At 62.0% G+C, this 17,929-nt stretch carries 15 protein-coding genes and 1 tRNA gene; 2 read left to right on the top strand and 14 right to left on the bottom strand.

The annotated features are described in order from the left end of the window. Positions 1-73: 73 nt before the first annotated feature. The 7 genes from DARO_RS02390 to DARO_RS02360 all read right to left on the bottom strand — a co-directional run bounded on the left by DARO_RS02390 (position 74) and on the right by DARO_RS02360 (position 10,259). The gene (locus tag DARO_RS02390) at positions 74-3,157 is read right to left on the bottom strand and encodes an efflux RND transporter permease subunit (protein ID WP_011286225.1); all 3,084 of its coding nucleotides are present in this window, start codon (positions 3,155-3,157) and stop codon (positions 74-76) included. Next, positions 3,154-4,290, bottom strand: a complete 1,137-nt coding sequence (locus DARO_RS02385) for an efflux RND transporter periplasmic adaptor subunit (RefSeq protein ID WP_011286224.1) — start codon at positions 4,288-4,290, stop codon at positions 3,154-3,156. Before DARO_RS02385 ends, DARO_RS02390 begins: the two co-directional genes overlap by 4 nt. A gap of 110 nt (positions 4,291-4,400) precedes the next feature. Then, the gene (locus tag DARO_RS02380) at positions 4,401-6,404 is read right to left on the bottom strand and encodes an acyl CoA:acetate/3-ketoacid CoA transferase (protein WP_011286223.1); all 2,004 of its coding nucleotides are present in this window, start codon (positions 6,402-6,404) and stop codon (positions 4,401-4,403) included. A 27-nt stretch (positions 6,405-6,431) separates the two neighbouring features. Then, positions 6,432-7,829, bottom strand: a complete 1,398-nt coding sequence (locus DARO_RS02375) for a GntP family permease (RefSeq protein ID WP_011286222.1) — start codon at positions 7,827-7,829, stop codon at positions 6,432-6,434. A gap of 161 nt (positions 7,830-7,990) precedes the next feature. Next, the gene (locus DARO_RS02370) at positions 7,991-9,397 is read right to left on the bottom strand and encodes a sigma-54-dependent Fis family transcriptional regulator (RefSeq protein ID WP_011286221.1); all 1,407 of its coding nucleotides are present in this window, start codon (positions 9,395-9,397) and stop codon (positions 7,991-7,993) included. Between the two features lie 15 nt (positions 9,398-9,412). Then, positions 9,413-9,997: a CBS domain-containing protein gene (locus DARO_RS02365; protein ID WP_049758414.1), complete on the bottom strand. Its 585-nt coding sequence runs from the start codon at positions 9,995-9,997 to the stop codon at positions 9,413-9,415. 186 nt (positions 9,998-10,183) lie between these two features. Then, a tRNA-Ala gene (locus DARO_RS02360) sits at positions 10,184-10,259 on the bottom strand. 112 nt (positions 10,260-10,371) lie between these two features. Between DARO_RS02360 and DARO_RS02355 the strand changes: the two genes are divergently transcribed. Beyond that, on the top strand, positions 10,372-10,710 hold the full coding sequence (locus DARO_RS02355; protein WP_011286219.1) for a 4a-hydroxytetrahydrobiopterin dehydratase: 339 nt from the start codon (positions 10,372-10,374) through the stop codon (positions 10,708-10,710). Positions 10,711-10,741: 31 nt separating this feature from the next. On the opposite strand, the gene DARO_RS02350 is transcribed toward DARO_RS02355, so the two are convergent. The 7 genes from DARO_RS02350 to DARO_RS02320 all read right to left on the bottom strand — a co-directional run bounded on the left by DARO_RS02350 (position 10,742) and on the right by DARO_RS02320 (position 17,143). Next, the gene (locus DARO_RS02350; RefSeq protein WP_011286218.1) at positions 10,742-11,737 is read right to left on the bottom strand and encodes an L-threonylcarbamoyladenylate synthase; all 996 of its coding nucleotides are present in this window, start codon (positions 11,735-11,737) and stop codon (positions 10,742-10,744) included. Then, entirely contained in the window at positions 11,734-12,876 is a 1,143-nt protein-coding gene (locus DARO_RS02345) for a 5-(carboxyamino)imidazole ribonucleotide synthase (RefSeq protein WP_041224169.1), read from the bottom strand. Before DARO_RS02345 ends, DARO_RS02350 begins: the two co-directional genes overlap by 4 nt. A 17-nt stretch (positions 12,877-12,893) precedes the next feature. After that, positions 12,894-13,223, bottom strand: a complete 330-nt coding sequence (locus DARO_RS02340; RefSeq protein ID WP_011286216.1) for an SMR family transporter — start codon at positions 13,221-13,223, stop codon at positions 12,894-12,896. Positions 13,224-13,235: 12 nt separating this feature from the next. After that, positions 13,236-13,736 (bottom strand): 5-(carboxyamino)imidazole ribonucleotide mutase, encoded by a 501-nt coding sequence (purE, locus tag DARO_RS02335; RefSeq protein ID WP_011286215.1) that lies wholly within the window; start codon positions 13,734-13,736, stop codon positions 13,236-13,238. Then, the gene (gene folD, locus DARO_RS02330) at positions 13,733-14,587 is read right to left on the bottom strand and encodes a bifunctional methylenetetrahydrofolate dehydrogenase/methenyltetrahydrofolate cyclohydrolase FolD (RefSeq protein ID WP_011286214.1); all 855 of its coding nucleotides are present in this window, start codon (positions 14,585-14,587) and stop codon (positions 13,733-13,735) included. The genes purE and folD overlap by 4 nt, the downstream gene beginning before the upstream one ends. A gap of 73 nt (positions 14,588-14,660) precedes the next feature. Further along, complete coding sequence (locus tag DARO_RS02325; RefSeq protein ID WP_011286213.1) at positions 14,661-15,272, bottom strand: indolepyruvate oxidoreductase subunit beta; 612 nt, start codon at positions 15,270-15,272, stop codon at positions 14,661-14,663. Beyond that, positions 15,269-17,143 (bottom strand): thiamine pyrophosphate-dependent enzyme, encoded by a 1,875-nt coding sequence (locus tag DARO_RS02320; protein ID WP_011286212.1) that lies wholly within the window; start codon positions 17,141-17,143, stop codon positions 15,269-15,271. The genes DARO_RS02325 and DARO_RS02320 overlap by 4 nt, the downstream gene beginning before the upstream one ends. A gap of 186 nt (positions 17,144-17,329) precedes the next feature. Here DARO_RS02320 and DARO_RS02315 point away from each other — a divergent pair, with 186 nt between their 5' ends. After that, the gene (locus DARO_RS02315; RefSeq protein WP_011286211.1) at positions 17,330-17,929 is read left to right on the top strand and encodes a cytochrome c oxidase subunit 3 family protein; all 600 of its coding nucleotides are present in this window, start codon (positions 17,330-17,332) and stop codon (positions 17,927-17,929) included.

The raw sequence follows: 17,929 nt of genomic DNA, 5'->3' as shown, positions 1-17,929 counted from the left end.
ACATTCTGGGCGACTGGACAGGCTGCAAGCGCAAATTGATCGGCCCGATTATCACCAATATCAGGCCAGGCGGCTATCTCTCAGGCGATAGTCGTCGGCTTCGCGACGAACTGAACTTGGTCCTGACCAGGAGAATCAGGTCATCGACATAGGTAAACACCACCGGGATGACCAGCAAACTGAGGAAGGTCGAGGTAATCAGGCCGCCAATGACCACAATCGACATCGGGGCGCGAAAGCTCGGATCAACCCCCAGCCCGAGCGCGATCGGCATCATGCCGGCGCCCATTGCCACGGTGGTCATCACGATCGGCCGCGCCCGCTTGCGGCAGGCATCGAGCAAGGCACTCCAGCGATCCAGGCCGTGTTCGCGCCGCGCCAGCACCACGTAGTCGATCAGCAGAATGGAATTCTTGGTGGCGATCCCCATCAGCATGATCAGGCCGATCATCGACGGCATCGACACTGCCTTCTGGGTGATGAACAAGGCCAGGAAAGCCCCTGGCACCGACAGGATCAGCGCGGCCAGGATAGTCACCGGCTGGACGAAATCCTTGAACAGCAGGACCAGCACGATATAGATGCAGAGCACGCCGGTCGCCATGGCCAGGGCGAAGCTGGTGAACAACTCGCCCATCGCCTCGGCATCGCCGACCGTCGTCTGGATGACACCGGGCGGCAGTTTGGCCAGACTGGGCAGCTTGAGCGCCATCGCCTCAACCTCGCCGAGCGGCTGGCCGTTCAGCTCGATTTCGAAATTGATGTTGCGCAGGCGATCGTAGCGGTCGATTTCGGCCGGGCCGCCGCCAATGCTGACCGCCGCGACGTTAGCGAGCATGACCGGGCCGTGGGCGCCGGGCACACTCAGGCGTTCGAGCAGGGCAAGGTCGGTGCGGGCAGCCGGCGGCAGCTTGACGACAATGGGTATCTGGCGCTGAGCAAGGTTGAGCTTGGCAAGGCCCTGGTCGTAATCGCCAGCCGTGGCGATGCGCAAGGTGTCGGCGATGGCGGCCGAAGTGACGCCGAGATCGGCCATGCGGGCGAAATCCGGGCGGACGACCAATTCCGGACGGACCAGGCTGGCCGTGCTGGTGATGTTGCCGAGACCGGGAATTGTCCGCAGTTCGCGTTCGACGACGCGGGCATGTTCCGACAGCAGCGCGCCATTTTCACTGGCCAGTACGAGAATGTATTTGGCGTTACCCGAAGCCAGTCCAACCTTCACTTGCACACCGGGGATCGCCGTCAACGCCTGGCGCAACTGGTTTTCAATCGCCTGCTTACTGGTGCCGGAACGCTGGCCGCGCGGCGTCAGATTCAGCGTCAGCGTGGCCTTGCGGACTTCGGCCGCACCGGCCGGCGCAAAGGGATCGCTGCCTGCCTTGCCGCCGCCCACGGCGGTGTAGACCAGCTTCACATGTTGATTGGCTTCGGCGATGGTCCGCGCCTGCTCGGCGGCGGCCAGCGTCTCCTGGAAGGTCGCGCCCGGCGGCAGCGACAGGTAGATTTGCGTCTGCGACAGATCGTCCGGTGGCATGAACCCCTTGGGCAGCAGCGGCACCAGCATGAAGGAACCGACAAAGAAGGCGGCGGCGGCGAGCAGGGTCACGATGCGGTGCTGCAGGCACCAGGCCGCCCAGCCCTCATAGCGCTTCAGCCAGCCCGGTGTCGCTTCGGTGTGGCTGACCGGTTTCAGGAGGTAGGCGGCCATCATCGGCGTCAGCATGCGAGCGACGACCAGCGAGAAGAAGACGGCAATGGCCGCGGTCCACCCGAATTGCACGAAGAACTTGCCAGCCACGCCGCTCATGAAGGCAGTGGGCAGGAAAACGGCAATCAGCGTGAAGGTGGTGGCGATCACCGCCAGGCCGATCTCGTCGGCCGCTTCCATGGCTGCCTGGTACGGCGACTTGCCCATGCGCAGGTGGCGCATGATGTTCTCGATCTCGACAATCGCGTCATCGACCAGAATACCGACGACCAGCGACATCGAGAGCAGGGTGACGACATTGAGCGTGAAGCCCATCAGGTACATCGCCGCGAAGGTCGGAATCGCCGACAAGGGCAGCGCAGCGGCGGCCACAAACGTCGCCCGGCCATCGCGCAGGAAGAGCCAGACGACCAGCACGGCAAGCAGCGCGCCTTCGATCAGCAGCTTCATCGAGCCGTCGTAGTTTTCGATGACCGGGTCGACAAAATTGAAGGCTTCGGTGATCGCGATGTCCGGGTGCTCCGCCTGCAGCTTGTCCAGGGAGCGCTTGACGTTGTCCGCCACCTCGACCTCGCCGGCGCCCTTGCTGCGAGTAATCTCGAAGCCGACCACCGGCTTGCCGTTGAGCAGTGCCGTCGTCCGCTGTTCGCCGACCGTATCGATGACGCTGGCCACCTGATCGACCCGGAGATGCCGGCCATCGCTTAGCACGATGTCCATGGCGCCCAGTTCGTCGGCACTCTTCACCGTGGCGATGGTACGCACCGACTGCTCGATGCCGCCCACGTCGGAACGGCCGCCCGAAGCCTCCTGCTGAATCTGCCGCAACTGCCGGGAAATATCCGCGGCCGTGGCGCGCAGCGCCAGCAGCTTGGCCGGATCGAGTTCGATGCGGATTTCCCGCGTCACGCCGCCAACCCGCGACACGGCGCCCACACCGCGCGCCGAGAGCAGCGCCTTGGTCACCGTATTATCGACGAACCAGGACAAGGCCTCGTCATCCATCCGACTGGAAGCGACCGTGTAGGTCAGGATCGGGGCGCCGGACAGATTGACCTTGCTGATCACCGGGTCCTTCAAATCTCCCGGCAAATCGGCACGGATACGGGAAACCGCATCGCGGACATCATCGATCGCTTCCTGCGTCGGCTTTTCCAGGCGGAACTCGACGGTCACGATGGCCGTGCCGTCCTGCACCTTGGTGTAAATGTGCTTGATGCCCTGCAGCGTCGCCACCGAATTCTCGATCTTGCGCGCCACCTCGGTTTCCATCTGGGCCGGCGCAGCGCCGGGCAGGCTGGCCGTCACCGTCACGGTCGGCAGATCGATGTCCATGAACTGCTGGATCTTCATCGCCTTGAAGGCCATGACCCCTGCCAGGGTCAGCATGACAAAGAACAGAATCGCCGGCGTCGGGTTCCGGATCGACCAGGACGAAACGTTCATTGCGCGGCGCCCGTCACGATCTTGACGGCATCGCCATCGGCCAGGAAGCCGACACCGGATTCGACGACCCGCGCCTCGGCCGCCAGCCCGGAAACCACCTCGATCCGCTCGCCAACCCGCCGGCCGAGCAGCACCTTGGTCTGCGCCACCCTATCCACGCCCTCCAGCCGGAAAACATAGGCAAAGCCTTCGCGCAGCACAACCGCCGATTGCGGCAGGGTCAGCGCCGGACTCTGCGCCAGCTCGAATTCGCCGCGCGCGAACATGCCGGCCCGGATGGCGCCCGAGACCGGCAGATCGACATAAACCAGCCCGTTACGGGTTTGCGGATCGACGCTGGGCGCCACCGCCCGCACCGCTCCCTTGACGCTTTCACCACTCGGCGCGGTCAATGTCGCCACCACGCCGGACTTGACCCGGCCGAGATCGGACGACGGCACTTCGGCCCGCCATTCCAGGCGCCCGCCGCGAATCAAGCGGAACAACTCCTGCCCAGGCTGGGTCAGCGAACCCACTGTCGCGCTGCGTGCCGAAATGACGCCATCGTCAGGGGCCAGCACATCGGTCTTGTCCATCCGCAAGCCAGCCGCCTGCAAACGAGCCCGAGCCGCAGCAAGACGAGCCTGCGCGGTGTGCAGGGCCGTCTGGTACTGGGTATTCAGTTGTGAGCTGTAGAAGCCTTTCTCTCTCAATTCCGTGGCCCGCTCGGCATTGCCCTTCGCTTCGGCGGCGCTGGCTTCGAGCTCAGCCACCGAAGCTTTCGCCTCGGCCAGTTCGCTGGCCACGGTATCGCTGGCAATGCGGGCCATGACCTGGCCTTTTCTGACGCTATCGCCGACCTGGACACGGACCTCGGTGATCCGGTAATTGGCGATTTCGGCGCCGATCACCGCCTCCTGCCAGGCCACGACATTGCCGGTGGCCGGCAGGACCAGCGGCCAGTCCAGCGTTTGCGGCGAAGTCAGGCGGACGGTCAGGGCCGGCCGCACCGCAGCGGCAGATTTTGGCGCCTCGACGGGGGTCGGCGTCCCGGAGCGCGACCAAAAGAAAGCGCCGGCGGCCGCCAGCATGGCGAGCCCCAGCGCAATACGGGTCTTACGCCCGGCAAGCCGACCCGAAGAAGTTTTTTCCATGCCCAAACCTGTGTCCGCCACGTCCAGAAAGAAGCCCTTTTGCAGGGCAACAATCCGCCAATGATACCGCGGCCCGGATCTATGTCAGCGCCGTAATGACCCTTCGGTCATCACGGTTTCGCCAGTTGCTCCTTCGCTTCGGCCTCCGTTTCGCTGATCTTGGGCGCAATCTGTCGTTTCTCCAGCGCCTCGCCGAGCTTCATGCGCAGGAAGGTGCTCGAGGTATAGCGGGTGACATCGTGGTAATGGCGATCGACCACGCCCTTGACCATGGTGATGTAGTCGTCGATCAACTCCGGCAGGATGCTGAAACGGTCGTAATTGACGATGGCATTGACCTTGTGGCCGATCGGATCGAGGGCGGCATCGACTGCTGCCTCGATGCGCCGGATATCGTCTCCGTTGCGCACATTGAGACCGGAAAAGTCGAGGAAGAACAGGTTCTGCGCCGCATCGAAAGTCAGCCGCTCGGCCAGTGGGGATTCCAGCAACTCCGGACGAATGCCCATCGGCTCCTCGCGGAAGATGCGCTCGTCCATCAGGGCCGGCTGGCCATCGATGATCGGTGGAAATTCCATCTTGTCGAGGATGTCGCGCTGCAGGTCCACGCCCGGGGCGATCTCGATCAGTTGCAAGCCTTGCGGCGTCAGCTGGAAGACACAACGTTCGGTAATGTAGATCACCGACTTGCCGCGCCGTGCCGCCTCCGGCCCGCTGAAAGTCCGGTGCTCGACTTCGTCGACAAACTTGATCGACTTGCCGTCTTCCACGATCTGCAACTGGCCGTCCTTGATGGCCACATCCAGATTGCCGGCCGTGAAGGTACCGACGAAGACGACCTTCTTGGCATTCTGCGAAATGTTGATAAAGCCGCCGGCACCGGCCAGCCGGGGGCCGAACTTGGAGACATTGAGGTTGCCCTGTTTGTCGGCCTGCGCCAGCCCCAGGAAAGCAATGTCCAGCCCGCCGCCGTCGTAAAAATCGAACTGGCTGGGTTGATCGATGATCGCTTGGGCATTGGTCGCCGCGCCGAAACTGAGACCGCCGGCCGGCACCCCGCCGATGACGCCGGGTTCGGCGGTCAAGGTCAGCAGGTCGATGATGCGCTCCTCGGTGGCCACATTGGCAACACCTTCCGGCATGCCGATGCCGAGATTGACGATGGCGTTGGCCTTCAGCTCCATCGCCGCCCGCCGGGCGATGATCTTGCGCTCGCTCATTTCCATCGGCGCGATGGCCGACATCGGAACCTTGATTTCCCCGGCAAAAGCCGCGCTATACGGCTCGCTGAAGGTCTGCATGTGGTATTCCGGCTTTTCCGCCACCACCACGCAATCAACCAGAATGCCGGGAATCTTCACCTGCCGCGGGTTCAGCGTGCCGCGCTCGGCAATGCGCTCGACCTGGACAATGACCACCCCGCCGGAGTTGCGCGCCGCCATTGCAATGGCCTGCGCCTCCAGCGTCAGCGCCTCTTTTTCCATTGTGATGTTGCCATCCGGGTCGGCCGTCGTGCCACGAATGATCCCGACATTGATCGGAAAGGCCTTGTAGAACAGGTATTCCTCGCCGTCGATTTCCATGATCCGGACAAGATCGACCTTGGTACAGTCATTCAGCTTGCCGCCACCGAAACGCGGGTCGACGAAAGTCCCCAGCCCGACCCGGGTGATGGTCCCCGGTTTGCCTGCCGCTATGTCGCGGAACAGGTGGGTGATGACCCCCTGCGGCAGGTTGTAGGCCTCGATGCGATTGGCCACTGCCAGCGCCTGCACCTTGGGCACCAGCCCCCAATGCCCGCCGACGACGCGGGCCAGCAGGCCATCGTGGCCGAGATGGTTGAGGCCCCGGTCCTTGCCATCGCCCTGCCCGGCCGCATAGACCAGGGTCAGGTTGCGCGGGCTGCCCTGGCCGTGCAAGTCGGCCGCCTGGCTCTCGACGAAGCGCTGCTCCAGCGCCACCGCGATATTCTCGGCAAACCCGATGCCGACGAAACCGCCGGTCGCCACCGAGTCCCCATCACGAATCAGGCGCACCGCATCGCGGGCCGAGACCACCTTGCCGGTGTCGGACGCACGCAATGAAGCGGCCATGGGATGACGTGATTCTGGCATGTCGTGTCTCCTCCGTATTTGTTCTTGTTAAACGATACCAGTGGCGTAGAAGACCGCGATCACCACGAAGACGGCAGCCGTCTTGATGCAGGTAATGGCAAAGATGTCCTTGTACGACTGACGATGGGTCAGGCCCGTCACCGCCAACAGCGTGATCACCGCACCATTGTGCGGCAGCGTGTCCATGCCGCCGGACGCCATCGAGGCCACCCGGTGGAAGACTTCGAGCGGGATGCCGGCCGCCTGCGCGTTGGCAATGAAGGTTTCGGCCATCGCCGCCAGCGCAATGCCCATGCCGCCGGAAGCCGAGCCGGTAATGCCGGCCAGCGCGGTCACGGTGATCGCCTCATTGACCAGCGGATTGGGAATCGCCGACAAAGCATTGGCCACGACCAGAAAACCGGGCAGAGCAGCGATCACGGCACCAAAGCCGTATTCGGAAGCGGTATTCATCGTCGCCAGCAGGGCACCGCCGATGGCGCTCTTGCTGCCTTCACCGAACTTGCTGAACACCATTTTCCAGCCAAACACGAAAACCGTCGCAATACCGATCAACAAGGCGCCTTCGACCGCCCAGATGGCGGCCACTGCCTTGGTCTGCTGAACCACCGGCGCCGCCTTGCCGATCACGGCCGGAATGAAGGAGACCTTCTCGCCGTACAGGGCCGGAATCGCCGTGGTAAACACCTTGTTCATCACGCCAACCATGATCAGCGGCAGGATGGCAATCAGCGGATGGACCAGCTTTTCATTCTCGAACGGCTCCGGCTCGTTGCTGTGCCCGTCGCCATAGCCTTCACCGGCGGCAGCCGCACGGCGACGACACCATTCCAGATAGCTCAGGCCGCAGATCAGGATGAAGACGGCACCAATCACCCCCAACCACGGCGCTGCGTAGATATCGGTCTTGAAAAAGGTGGTCGGGATGATGTTCTGGATTTGCGGCGTACCGGGCAACGAATCCATCGTAAAGGTGAAGGCTCCCAGCGCAATGGTGCCGGGGATCAGACGCTTCGGAATCCCGCCCTGGCGGAACATTTCCGCCGCGAACGGATAGACCGCAAAGACGACCACGAAGAGCGAGACACCGCCGTAGGTCAGCAAGGCGCAGACCACGACAATGGCCAGCATGGCCCGCTCGCGACCGATCAGCTTGATCACCGCGGCGACAATCGATTTTGAGAAGCCGGAAAGCTCGATCACCTTGCCGAACACCGCCCCGAGCAGGAAGACCGGGAAGAAGTTCTTCACGAAGCCGACCATCTTGTCCATGAAAAGGCCGGTGAACATCGGTGCGACCAGGTTGGGATCGACGAACAGCACCGCCCCCAATGCCGCAATCGGCGCAAAAAGAATGACGCTGTAGCCCCGATAGGCCACGAACATCAGGAAAGCCAGCGACGCCAGCACGATCAGAAAGTCCACGATTGTCTCCTCGATGAATTGTTGTAAAGCCGGAACATGTGCACGAGGTGTGCCACATTAATCAACTCGTTGAACAATATGGAATTTCTTGAAAACCGGACGACTGTGACATGCGCCCCCTGTTTGCCTGGCCGGACAGGGTGTCCAGACTGGCAGACAGGTCAGGCCGACTCGGCGTCGACACCCAGCGCTGAAATTTTTTCGTACAAGGCCGCGCGCGAAATGCCGAGCTGCCGCGCCGCCTCGGCCTTGTTGCCCCGCGCATGACGCAGCGCCAACCGAATCGCCTCACGCTCGGCCTGCGCCACCGCTTCTGCCATGCCAATCGGACGCAGGCTGACCACTTTCGGCGAGTCGAGCGGTACCGCCGGCATCACCGCCTCGAGATCGTCGGCCTCCAGCGTGTCACTATCCGACATCAGCAGCGCCCTCTCCAGCACATTGGCCAGCTCCCGCACATTGCCCGGCCAGTCGTGCCGGCACAGGCGATTGATCGCCCCGGCGCTGATCCCGCGCGGGGGCATCCCCTGTTGCCGACAGACATGGTCGACCAGGTAGTCGGCCAGCAAGGAAAAGTCCTCAAGGCGTTCACGTAGCGGCGGGGTATTCAAGGTGATGACATTGAGGCGGTAATAGAGATCGGCTCGAAACTGCCCGTCGGCAACCATTTTTTCCAGGTTGCGACTGGTCGCCGCGATCACACGGACATCAACCGTGGTCAGACGATTCGAACCGACCGGCTCGAACTCCCCTTCCTGCAAAGTTCGCAGCAGCTTGGCCTGGAGGGCTGGCGACATGTCGCCAATTTCATCGAGAAACAGCGTGCCGCCATCGGCCAGCTTGAACTTGCCATCCCGGCCATTGCGCTCGGCGCCGGTATAGGCGCCCGGCGCCACGCCAAAGAATTCGGCTTCGAGCAGCGTTTCGGGTATCGCCGCAATATTGACCGCGACAAAGGATGCATCGGCCCGCAAACTCGCAGCATGGATCGCCTGCGCCAGCAACTCCTTGCCAGTGCCGGTCTCACCAAGGATAAGCACCGAGGCCGTCGTCCTGGCCGCCCGCCGGGCCATCTGCTTGACCGCGCTGCATGCCGCTCCGGTCCCGACAAAACTGGCGAAGGTGTATTTTGTCCTGCGCGCCTCGGCCAGTTTTTTCCGGGCCTCGGCCAGGTCGCTGCGCAATCGCTGGTAGCGAGCCATCAGCGATGCCATCTGGCGCGGATCGTCATAGAGCATGAAGCCGACGGCGCCGACCACCTTGCCCGCCTTGTCGTGCAAGGGCAAGCGGGTGACAACGAAGGCCGCCTCGCCGAACTCCATGATGTCGAGCATGATTGGCCGCCCGGTTTCCACCACCTGCCGCATCAAACTGTTCGGAATGACCTTCTCGATTTCCTGACCAACCACGCACGCCGGAACGGCAATCCCCAGACGTTCCGGGTAACGCTCGTTCATCCAGACGATGCGCGCCGCGGCATCGACAATCACCGCCCCCTCGCAATACTCGGCGTAATGCGCGAGCAGCGATTCCGAGGCGAGTTGCCGCAGCTCCTCAGCCGAGGTCATGGCTGAGCACAGTCCTCAGTCGGCAAGGGCCGCCTCAATCTCGGCAAAAGTACTGGCCAATTCGAAGCCGAGCACCGGCACACCGAGCAGGCGGCCGATATGGGTGGCCGAGAACAGGCCACGAACCCGCGGCAAGCCGGTGACTGGATCGACATCCTCGACGAGCATGTGCTGGCGGCCAAGCCGCTTCAGCGCATCGAGAATATCCGCGACGCGGGCATGCAGCACCTCATTCAGATACAGGGTATCGACATGGCCGATCGGCGTCATCAGGTCGGCCACCAGCAACTCGTCCCGCTTGCAGCCACGGGCTTGGGCGACCTGCATCGGCTTTTCACCAAGAATGTCCCGCGCAGTGATCAAACCATCCACCTGATCATCACCATTAGCCACCATCAGCAGGCGAACCCCGCGCGAAATCATCCTGGCGTTGGCCAGGACAACCGATGCATCTGCGGCAATGGCGACGACATTGACCCTCAGAAAATCAGTCATCGCCTCGATCGCCGGCGAATCCGGGCCAATCAGGTTGTACCCGGAAACACTCAAGGTGACATCTTTTGAAATTTTGTGCGTACGCACTTTGGCAGCCAAAGTCATGTCTCGATCCTCCATTCGGTGGAACTTCAGAAAGCTCATACTCACGGGGTGGCTTATTGATTTATTGCTCATCCCGGACACCCAGTATTCGGCGAATTTCGACACATTACAAGCACCCCAAGGGAAAACCCTAAGCGGGGAACAAAATAAAAAGGCCTGAAAAATCAGGCCTTTTTTATTTGTCGATGGTGGAGAGGAGGAGGATCGAACTCCCGACCTCCGCATTGCGAACGCGGCGCTCTCCCAGCTGAGCTACCCCCCCAACGTCGTGTGATTCTAGCGCACTCCATTTCGCTTATCAAAGCAGCGAGCGCACAGGAACCAAGTTGGCACTTCGCAATCTGATTTCGGAGGATTCAACAGGAGCAATCACCATGGCAACGAGTTGCAACCTGGCCGATCGGCAATGCACGCCATGCGAAGGCGGCATTGCTCCGCTGGAAAACTCTGTCGCCGCCGTCATGCTGGACACGCTGCCCGGCTGGACACTCGACGGGCAGCGACTGGACAAGACTTATGTTTTTCGTAATCACTACGAGGCGATGGCCTTCGTTAACGCCATCGCCTGGGTTTCGCACCGGGAGAATCATCACCCGGAACTGATCGTGGGTTACAAGGATGTCCGCGTCCGTTACTGGACGCATGCCATCGGCGGCCTGTCGGAAAACGACTTCATCTGCGCCGCCAAGCTGGAGAAACTGCTGGAAATCTGACGCAGGCTGCCGACGACAAACCGGAATGTGTTCAGGCCTGCCCGGCTCCGGCCACCGCCCGCCGCAGGCGATCGGCAACGGCAGCCCAAGCTGAGTCTTCCGGTATTGCTTCGACAACGATCAGATCGACCCCGGCGTGGTCCATGTCGCGCAGAGCGGCATAGATATCGTGGGCATAGCCGACAGGATCGGCCGGCATCAGGCGCCAGGCGTGCGGCATGCCGGCCTGCGGGGGCTGATTGGCACTGATCACGGCACACTTGCCGCCACGATGGCGCTGGGCGTTGATGAAGTCGAGCAGGCGTTCGCCAGCCACCATGCGCAGCGGGGTCACTGGCGCGTAGTGAGCTTCAAGCGAGCCGGAAACCCGTGGCGCGCCGACGGCGGTTTCAATGGCCGGACGGCGGCCGAGAATGGCTTCGAGGTGCAACGGCGAGATGTGGCCCGGTCGCAACACGACCGGTTCGCCACGCGAGCAGTCGACGATGGTCGATTCGATGCCAACGGCGCATGGCCCGCCGTCGAGAATCATTGACACCGCGTCGCCGAGTTCTTCGGCGACATGCGCAGCCGTCGTCGGGCTGATGCGGCCGAAACGGTTGGCCGACGGGGCGGCAATGCCGGCATGCTCGCCAGTCGCAGCGGCAAAGCGACGCAGCAGTTCGAGTGCAACGGGATGGCCAGGCACGCGCAGGCCAACGGTATCCTGGCCGCCGGTCACGGCGTCGGGAACCCAGGCCTGCTTTTTCAGGATCACGGTCAACGGGCCGGGCCAGAAAGCCTCCATCAACTCCCAGGCCACGGCAGGCACCTGTTCAGCCCAGCGGTCGACGGCATCGTGGCCGGACAGATGGACGATCAGGGGATGATCGGCCGGTCGCCCCTTGGCAGCGAAAATCTTGGCCACCGCAGCCGGGTTGGCTGCATCCGCCCCCAGGCCGTAGACGGTCTCGGTCGGCATGGCGACCAGCTCGCCGGCGCGTAGCAGTTCCACTGCGCGCTGATAATCGGCCTCTGTCGGGCTCATTCGTCCCTGATGCCGATGGCGGCACGGGCAGCCAGAGCGGCCTTTTGCACGGCCTCGGCGTTGTCCCCGATCACCGTGAAGTGGCCCATCTTGCGTCCCGGGCGGGCGTGGTGCTTGCCGTAGAGGTGCAGCTTCAAGTTGGGCACGGCATGCAGCTTGGCCCAGTCCGGCTCGCGGTAGGTTTCGCCGTCGTACCAAAGGTCACCGAGCAGATTGACCATGACCGAGGCCGAGTGCGCCCGCGGCTCGCCAAGCGGCAAGCCGCACAGGGCACGCACCTGCTGCTCGAACTGGTCGGTCACGCAGGCGTCAATGGTGTAGTGGCCGCTGTTGTGCGGCCGCGGTGCCATTTCGTTGACGATCAACTGGCCGCGGCTGATGAAGAACTCGACGCCCATGGTGCCGATGTAGCCGAGCTTTTCAGCAATACGGGCAGCGACCTCCTCGGCATCACTCTTGACGCAAGCGGTGGTGCGCGCCGGCACGATGGAAACGTCGAGGATGCCCTTGGTGTGCTGATTTTCGCCGGTCGGGAAGCAGGCGACCCGGCCGCGCTCGTCACGGGCGAGGACGACCGAGACCTCGTAGTCGAGCGTCAGGCGCTGTTCCAGCACGCACTGTTCGCCCTTGAACTGACCGAAGGCGACCAGCGCTTCCTCGCGGTTATGGACCGTGGCCTGCCCCTTGCCGTCGTAGCCGAAGCGGGCCACTTTCAGGATGGCCGGAAACAGCGAGGCATCGGCATTACGAATGTCGTCTTCGCAACGGATGGCGGCGAATGGACCGTGCGGCAGGCCGTTGTCGCGCAGGAAGGACTTTTCGGCGATGCGGTTCTGACAAATGCCGACGGCCGCTGCCGACGGGCGTACCGGCACGAACTTGGCTAGATAATCCAGCGTATCGGCGGGCACGTTCTCAAACTCGGTGGTGATTGCGGCACAACCGGCGGCAAACTCGTCAAGCGCCGCATAGTCGTTGTAATCAACACAAAAATGGCGTTCGGCGATCTGGCCGGCCGGCGAATTCTTGTCCGGATCGAGCACCCAGACCTGATAGCCCAGTTCGTGGGCGGCCGAAACGAAGAAGCGGCCGAGCTGGCCGCCACCGAGCATGCCAAGGGTAGCTGGAGGAAGAATCATTGCAGACTTTACCGGCATCAATGAGGAACAGTTTTGGAAAAAACGTTAAGAACAACGACCCCGGCGACGATCAGGGCAATGCCCAGCATCGCCGCCAGATCGAGGACTTGGCCGTATACAAAAACAGCGACCAGCGAAACGAGAACGATGCCGACCCCGGACCAGATCGCGTAGATAATGCCGACCGGCATCAGGTTTTGCAGGATGGACAGGCAGTAAAAGGCGATGGCATAACCGGCCACCACCAGTACCGATGGCCAGAGCCTGGTGAAACCTTCGGCAGCCTTCAGCGCCGAAGTGGCGATCACTTCGGCCACGATGGCAACAGCCAGGTAAAGATGATGCATGGCGATGCGCGCTTAAACCCCGGGGAGTTTCATGGCCAGGACCTTTTCGGTCTGAGCCTGGCGGAAGGCCTGCAGCTTGGCATTCAACGCCGGGTTCTCGTTGGCCAGCATGGCAACGGCAAACAGTGCTGCATTGGCGGCACCGGCTTCACCGATGGCGAAGGTGGCGACGGGAATACCCTTCGGCATCTGGACGATGGAATGCAGCGAATCGACACCGGACAGGGCTTTCGATTGCACCGGCACGCCGAGCACCGGCACGATGGTCTTGGCGGCCAGCATGCCCGGCAGGTGGGCGGCACCGCCGGCCCCGGCAATGATTGCCTTGAGGCCACGCTCGCCAGCCATGGCGGCGTAATCGAATAGCAGATCCGGGGTGCGGTGAGCGGAAACGACACGGGCCTCGAAGGGCACGCCGAAATCCTTGAGGATGACGGCGGCGGCCTGCATGGTCGGCCAGTCGGAATCGGAACCCATGACGATACCGACGACGGGTTGTTGCACGGCGTTCATAGTCCGGCCTTTCGTTCGGCCGCTTCGATGGTGTTGGCGAGCAGCATCGTGATGGTCATCGGACCAACGCCGCCGGGGACCGGGGTGATCTGGCCAGCCACTTCCAGGCAGGAGGCGAAATCGACGTCGCCACACAGTTTGCCGTCGGGCAGGCGGTTGATACCGACGTCGATGACGACGGCGCCCGGCTTGACCATGTCGCCGGTGACGAATTTCGGTTTGCCGACAGCAGCGACCAGAATATCGGCGCGGCTGGTGTGAAACTTCAGATCCTTGGTGCGCGAGTTGCAGACGGTAACGGTCGCACCGGCGTTGATCAGCAGCAGCGCCATCGGCTTGCCGACGATGTTGGAGCGGCCAATGACGACGGCTTCCTTGCCGGTCAGGTCAACGTTGCCCTTCTCGAACATCTTCATCACGCCGTACGGGGTGCACGGAATGAAGCGCGGATTGCCCTGGGCCAGTGCGCCGACGTTTTCGGCATGGAAGCCGTCAACATCCTTCTCGGCCGAGATGGCTTCGAGGACGGCTTCTTCATCGAAGTGTTTGGGCAACGGCAATTGAACGAGGATGCCGTGGATATTCGGGTCAGCATTCAACTCGGCAATCTTGTTGAGCACCGTGGCCTGATCGATCGTGGCGTCGTAGGTGATCTTCTCGGAGTGCATGCCGATGGCCAGACAGCCATTGACCTTGTTGCGGACATAAACTTCGGAAGCCGGGTCAGCCCCGACCAGAATGACCACCAGACCTGGCTTGTGGCCCTTGGCCGTCAGAGCCTCTACCCGTGCCTTGAAGCCTTGGCGAAGTTCTTCGGCCAGCGCCTTGCCGTCGATAATTTGAGCTGTCATCGTCGCATCCAACAAAAATGAAAAGGGGAAAGGCGATTGCCTTTCCCTTTGAATTTGATCGATTTTACCAGAATCAGGCGACGGCTGCTTCGGCCGCTCCAACGGCCGCCCGTCCAGCCTCGAAAGCACGCCGGTTCAGTTCGACCAGTTTCTCGCCTTTGCGCTGGAAACGCTTGAGCACGCAGTCGAGCAAAACTTCGGCGCCGAACGGCAGCTGATCGGCAATGGCGCCGAGCATGACCGTGTTGCCGAGGCGAATATCGCCTAAATTTTGTGCGATGGTTGTGGCGTCAAAAGCGACGACCTTGTTGCCGCACTTCCTGATCTCGGCCAGAGGATCTTCCGGATAGTCGAACAAGCCCAGCTCAACGACCGGCGGCACCAGTTTGGCCGTGTTCATCAGCGTGATGCCGCCCGGTTTCAGCATGTGCTGCCAGCGCATTGCCTCGGCCGATTCAAAGCCGAGCAAGACGTCGGCCGTGCCCGGCGTAATCTGCGGCGACAGCACTTTTTTGCCGAAACGCAGGTGCGAGGAAACCACCCCGCCACGCTGCGCCATGCCAGCCACTTCAGTCTTCTTGGCGTCGTGACCGAGGGCAATCGCCGCTTCGGCCAGAATTTCGGTCGCCGTCATGACGCCCTGGCCGCCGATGCCGACAACGAGGATATTGGTATTTTCGCTCATGCTGAACAGCCCTTCGTGACCAGTTTAATTGGCGAGACCGGGGCGTAATGCACGATGGCACCCGGCGCACAGGGCTGGACGCAGAGGGTGCAGCCAGTACAAACCGAGCTTTCGATACGGACGAAGGCGAGGTCGACCTCGCGGCCGCTCGGCTTCACTTCCTTGGCACGCCGCGTGACGTGGATGGCCGGGCAGCCGACATCGATACAGTTGCCGCAGCCGGTGCACTTGTCCTCGATCACTTCGAAGGGTTTCAGCTTGTGGTAATCCTTGATCAGCACACAGGGCTGGTCGGTGATGATCACCGAAACGTCCGGCACCTTCACTTCGTCGCGAATAGTCTTGAACAGTACCGGCAACTCGTACGGGTTAACCTTGTGAATGCGCTCTTCCTTGACGCCGAGCGCCGACACCAGCTTGGCGAAATCAACGCGCGGCGAATCGTCACCGTAGATGTCGCGGCCGTTGCCCGGGTTGTCCTGACCACCGGTCATGCCAACAGCCCGGTTGTCGAGCAGCAGCACGGTGACGTTGCCCTTGTTGTAGACCATGTCGAGCAGGCCTTGCATGCCCATGTGCAGGAAGGTGGAATCGCCGATCACGGCGACGATCCGCTTGTCCTTGTCGGCCTCGCCGCGCCCCTTGTCCATGCCCAGCGCGACGCCCATCGAGGCGCCCATCGACACGCAGGTATCAAGCGCGTTCCACGGATGGCCGGCACCCAGCGTGTAGCAGCCGATGTCGCCGGAAATGTTAAGGTTGCGCACTTGCGACAGCGTGTAATAGACGCCGAGGTGCGGACAGGCGACGCACATGGTCGGCGGCCGGGGGAAAACCTTCATCGGGACCACGGAGTCCATCACCGGCACGGGTTCGCCGAGCAATTTGGCGATGGCCGGCTTCAACACGTTCGGCGACAACTCGCCCTGCAGCGGCAGGATTTCCTTGCCAATGACCTTCAGGCCCTGGGCTTTCAGTTCGGTTTCAATCAGCGGTTCGACTTCCTCGACGATCACCACCTGCTCGACCATGGCCGCCAGTTCGCGGCACTTCTCGAACGGCGCCGGGCAGGAAAAGCCAAGCTTGAGGACCGGCGCGTTGGGGAAGGATTCCTTGACGTGCATGTAGGCCGGACCGGAGGCGATAAAGCCGACGCGCTTGTCGGAACCGGGTTCGATGAAATTCAGGGCCGACTTTTCAGCCTCGGCACGCAAGGCGATATCGCGCTGGAACATCAGCGGAATACGCTTGCCGGCGTTGCCCGGCACCATCACGAAACGGGCCGGCTCCTTCTTGAAACCAGCACCGACGTACTCATTCCGCTCGCCGACCGTGACCAGTGACTTGACGTGATTGATCCGGGTCGTCATGCGCAGGATGACCGGCACCTGGAATTTCTCGGACAGCTCATAGGCGAGCTTGGTCATTTCGTAGGCTTCCTGCGAATCGGCCGGCTCGAACACCGGCACATGCGCGAAGCGGCCCCAGTAACGGGAATCCTGCTCGTTCTGCGAGGAAGACAAGCCGACATCGTCGGCGATGGCGATCACCAGGCCACCGACCACGCCGGTCAGGGTCAGCGTCATCAGCGCATCGGAGGCAACGTTCATACCGACATGCTTCATGCAGCAGAATGAACGCGAGCCAGCGTAGGCGGCGCCGATGGCGACTTCGAGCGAGACCTTCTCATTGACCGACCACTCGGCGTAGAGATCCGGATAGGTCGAGATCACTTCCAGCATCTCGGTCGACGGTGTGCCGGGATAAGCCGCAGCGACCTTGACGCCGGACTCCCAGACCGCGCGGGCGACCGCTTCATTACCTGACATCAGAACCCGGCTTGCTGCCGGTGCGGGCATGACTGCCGCCATATCGACTCCTCGAAAGCGCAATGCGAAACCCATGATTATAGAAAGGTGATTTTTTGACCATTTGATACAAAGCAAGTGATCGAATCTTTTTGTTTCGTGTCACATGAACCTGATCCGTTGATGAACATCAATGCCCGGCACAAGGCGTAACGGAACAATGAAAGCCACCCTACCCTTGGCAAAAAAATGACCGCCGTCACCATCGACGAACCCCCCCCGCCGGAAGACAGCACCCGCCGCATTCCCGGCAACAAGGGGATGTGGGCCGGCATTACCTGCGAGTTTGTCGAGTTCACCGTGCTCTTCGCGGTCTATTTCATAGCCCGCGCCCATTTTCCCGATGCCTTTCACGCCGGGGCACAAAAGCTCTCAGTCATTTCCGGCACGACCATCACCCTGTTGATGATCACCAGCAGCTACTTCATTGCCTGCTCGCTCAACGCCATCCGTCAGGACAAGCATCGCGCCGCCGTCATCTGGCTGGTCGTCGGGCTGATCATCGCCCTCGGTTACCCGCTGACCAAGGCGCTGGAAATCAACTGGAACCTGGCGCACGGCATCAACGGCGAATCAGGCATCTTCTTCACTGTCTATTACTACCTGACCTTCACCCATCTGGTGCATGCCACCTGGGGCATCCTTGGCATCCTGTGGGTGCTGGCCCGACTGCTATTCCACGGCTATTCATCCAGGGACTACGCCGGCCTGGAGGCACTGGCCTGTTACTGGCACGCCACCGACATCATCTGGCTGGTCATCTTCCCGCTGTTCTACGTGCTGGCCTGA

The sequence above is a fragment of the Dechloromonas aromatica RCB genome (genome assembly GCF_000012425.1).
Note: the sequence above shows the minus strand (reverse complement) of the source record. Positions and strands in the feature narration are given on the sequence as shown.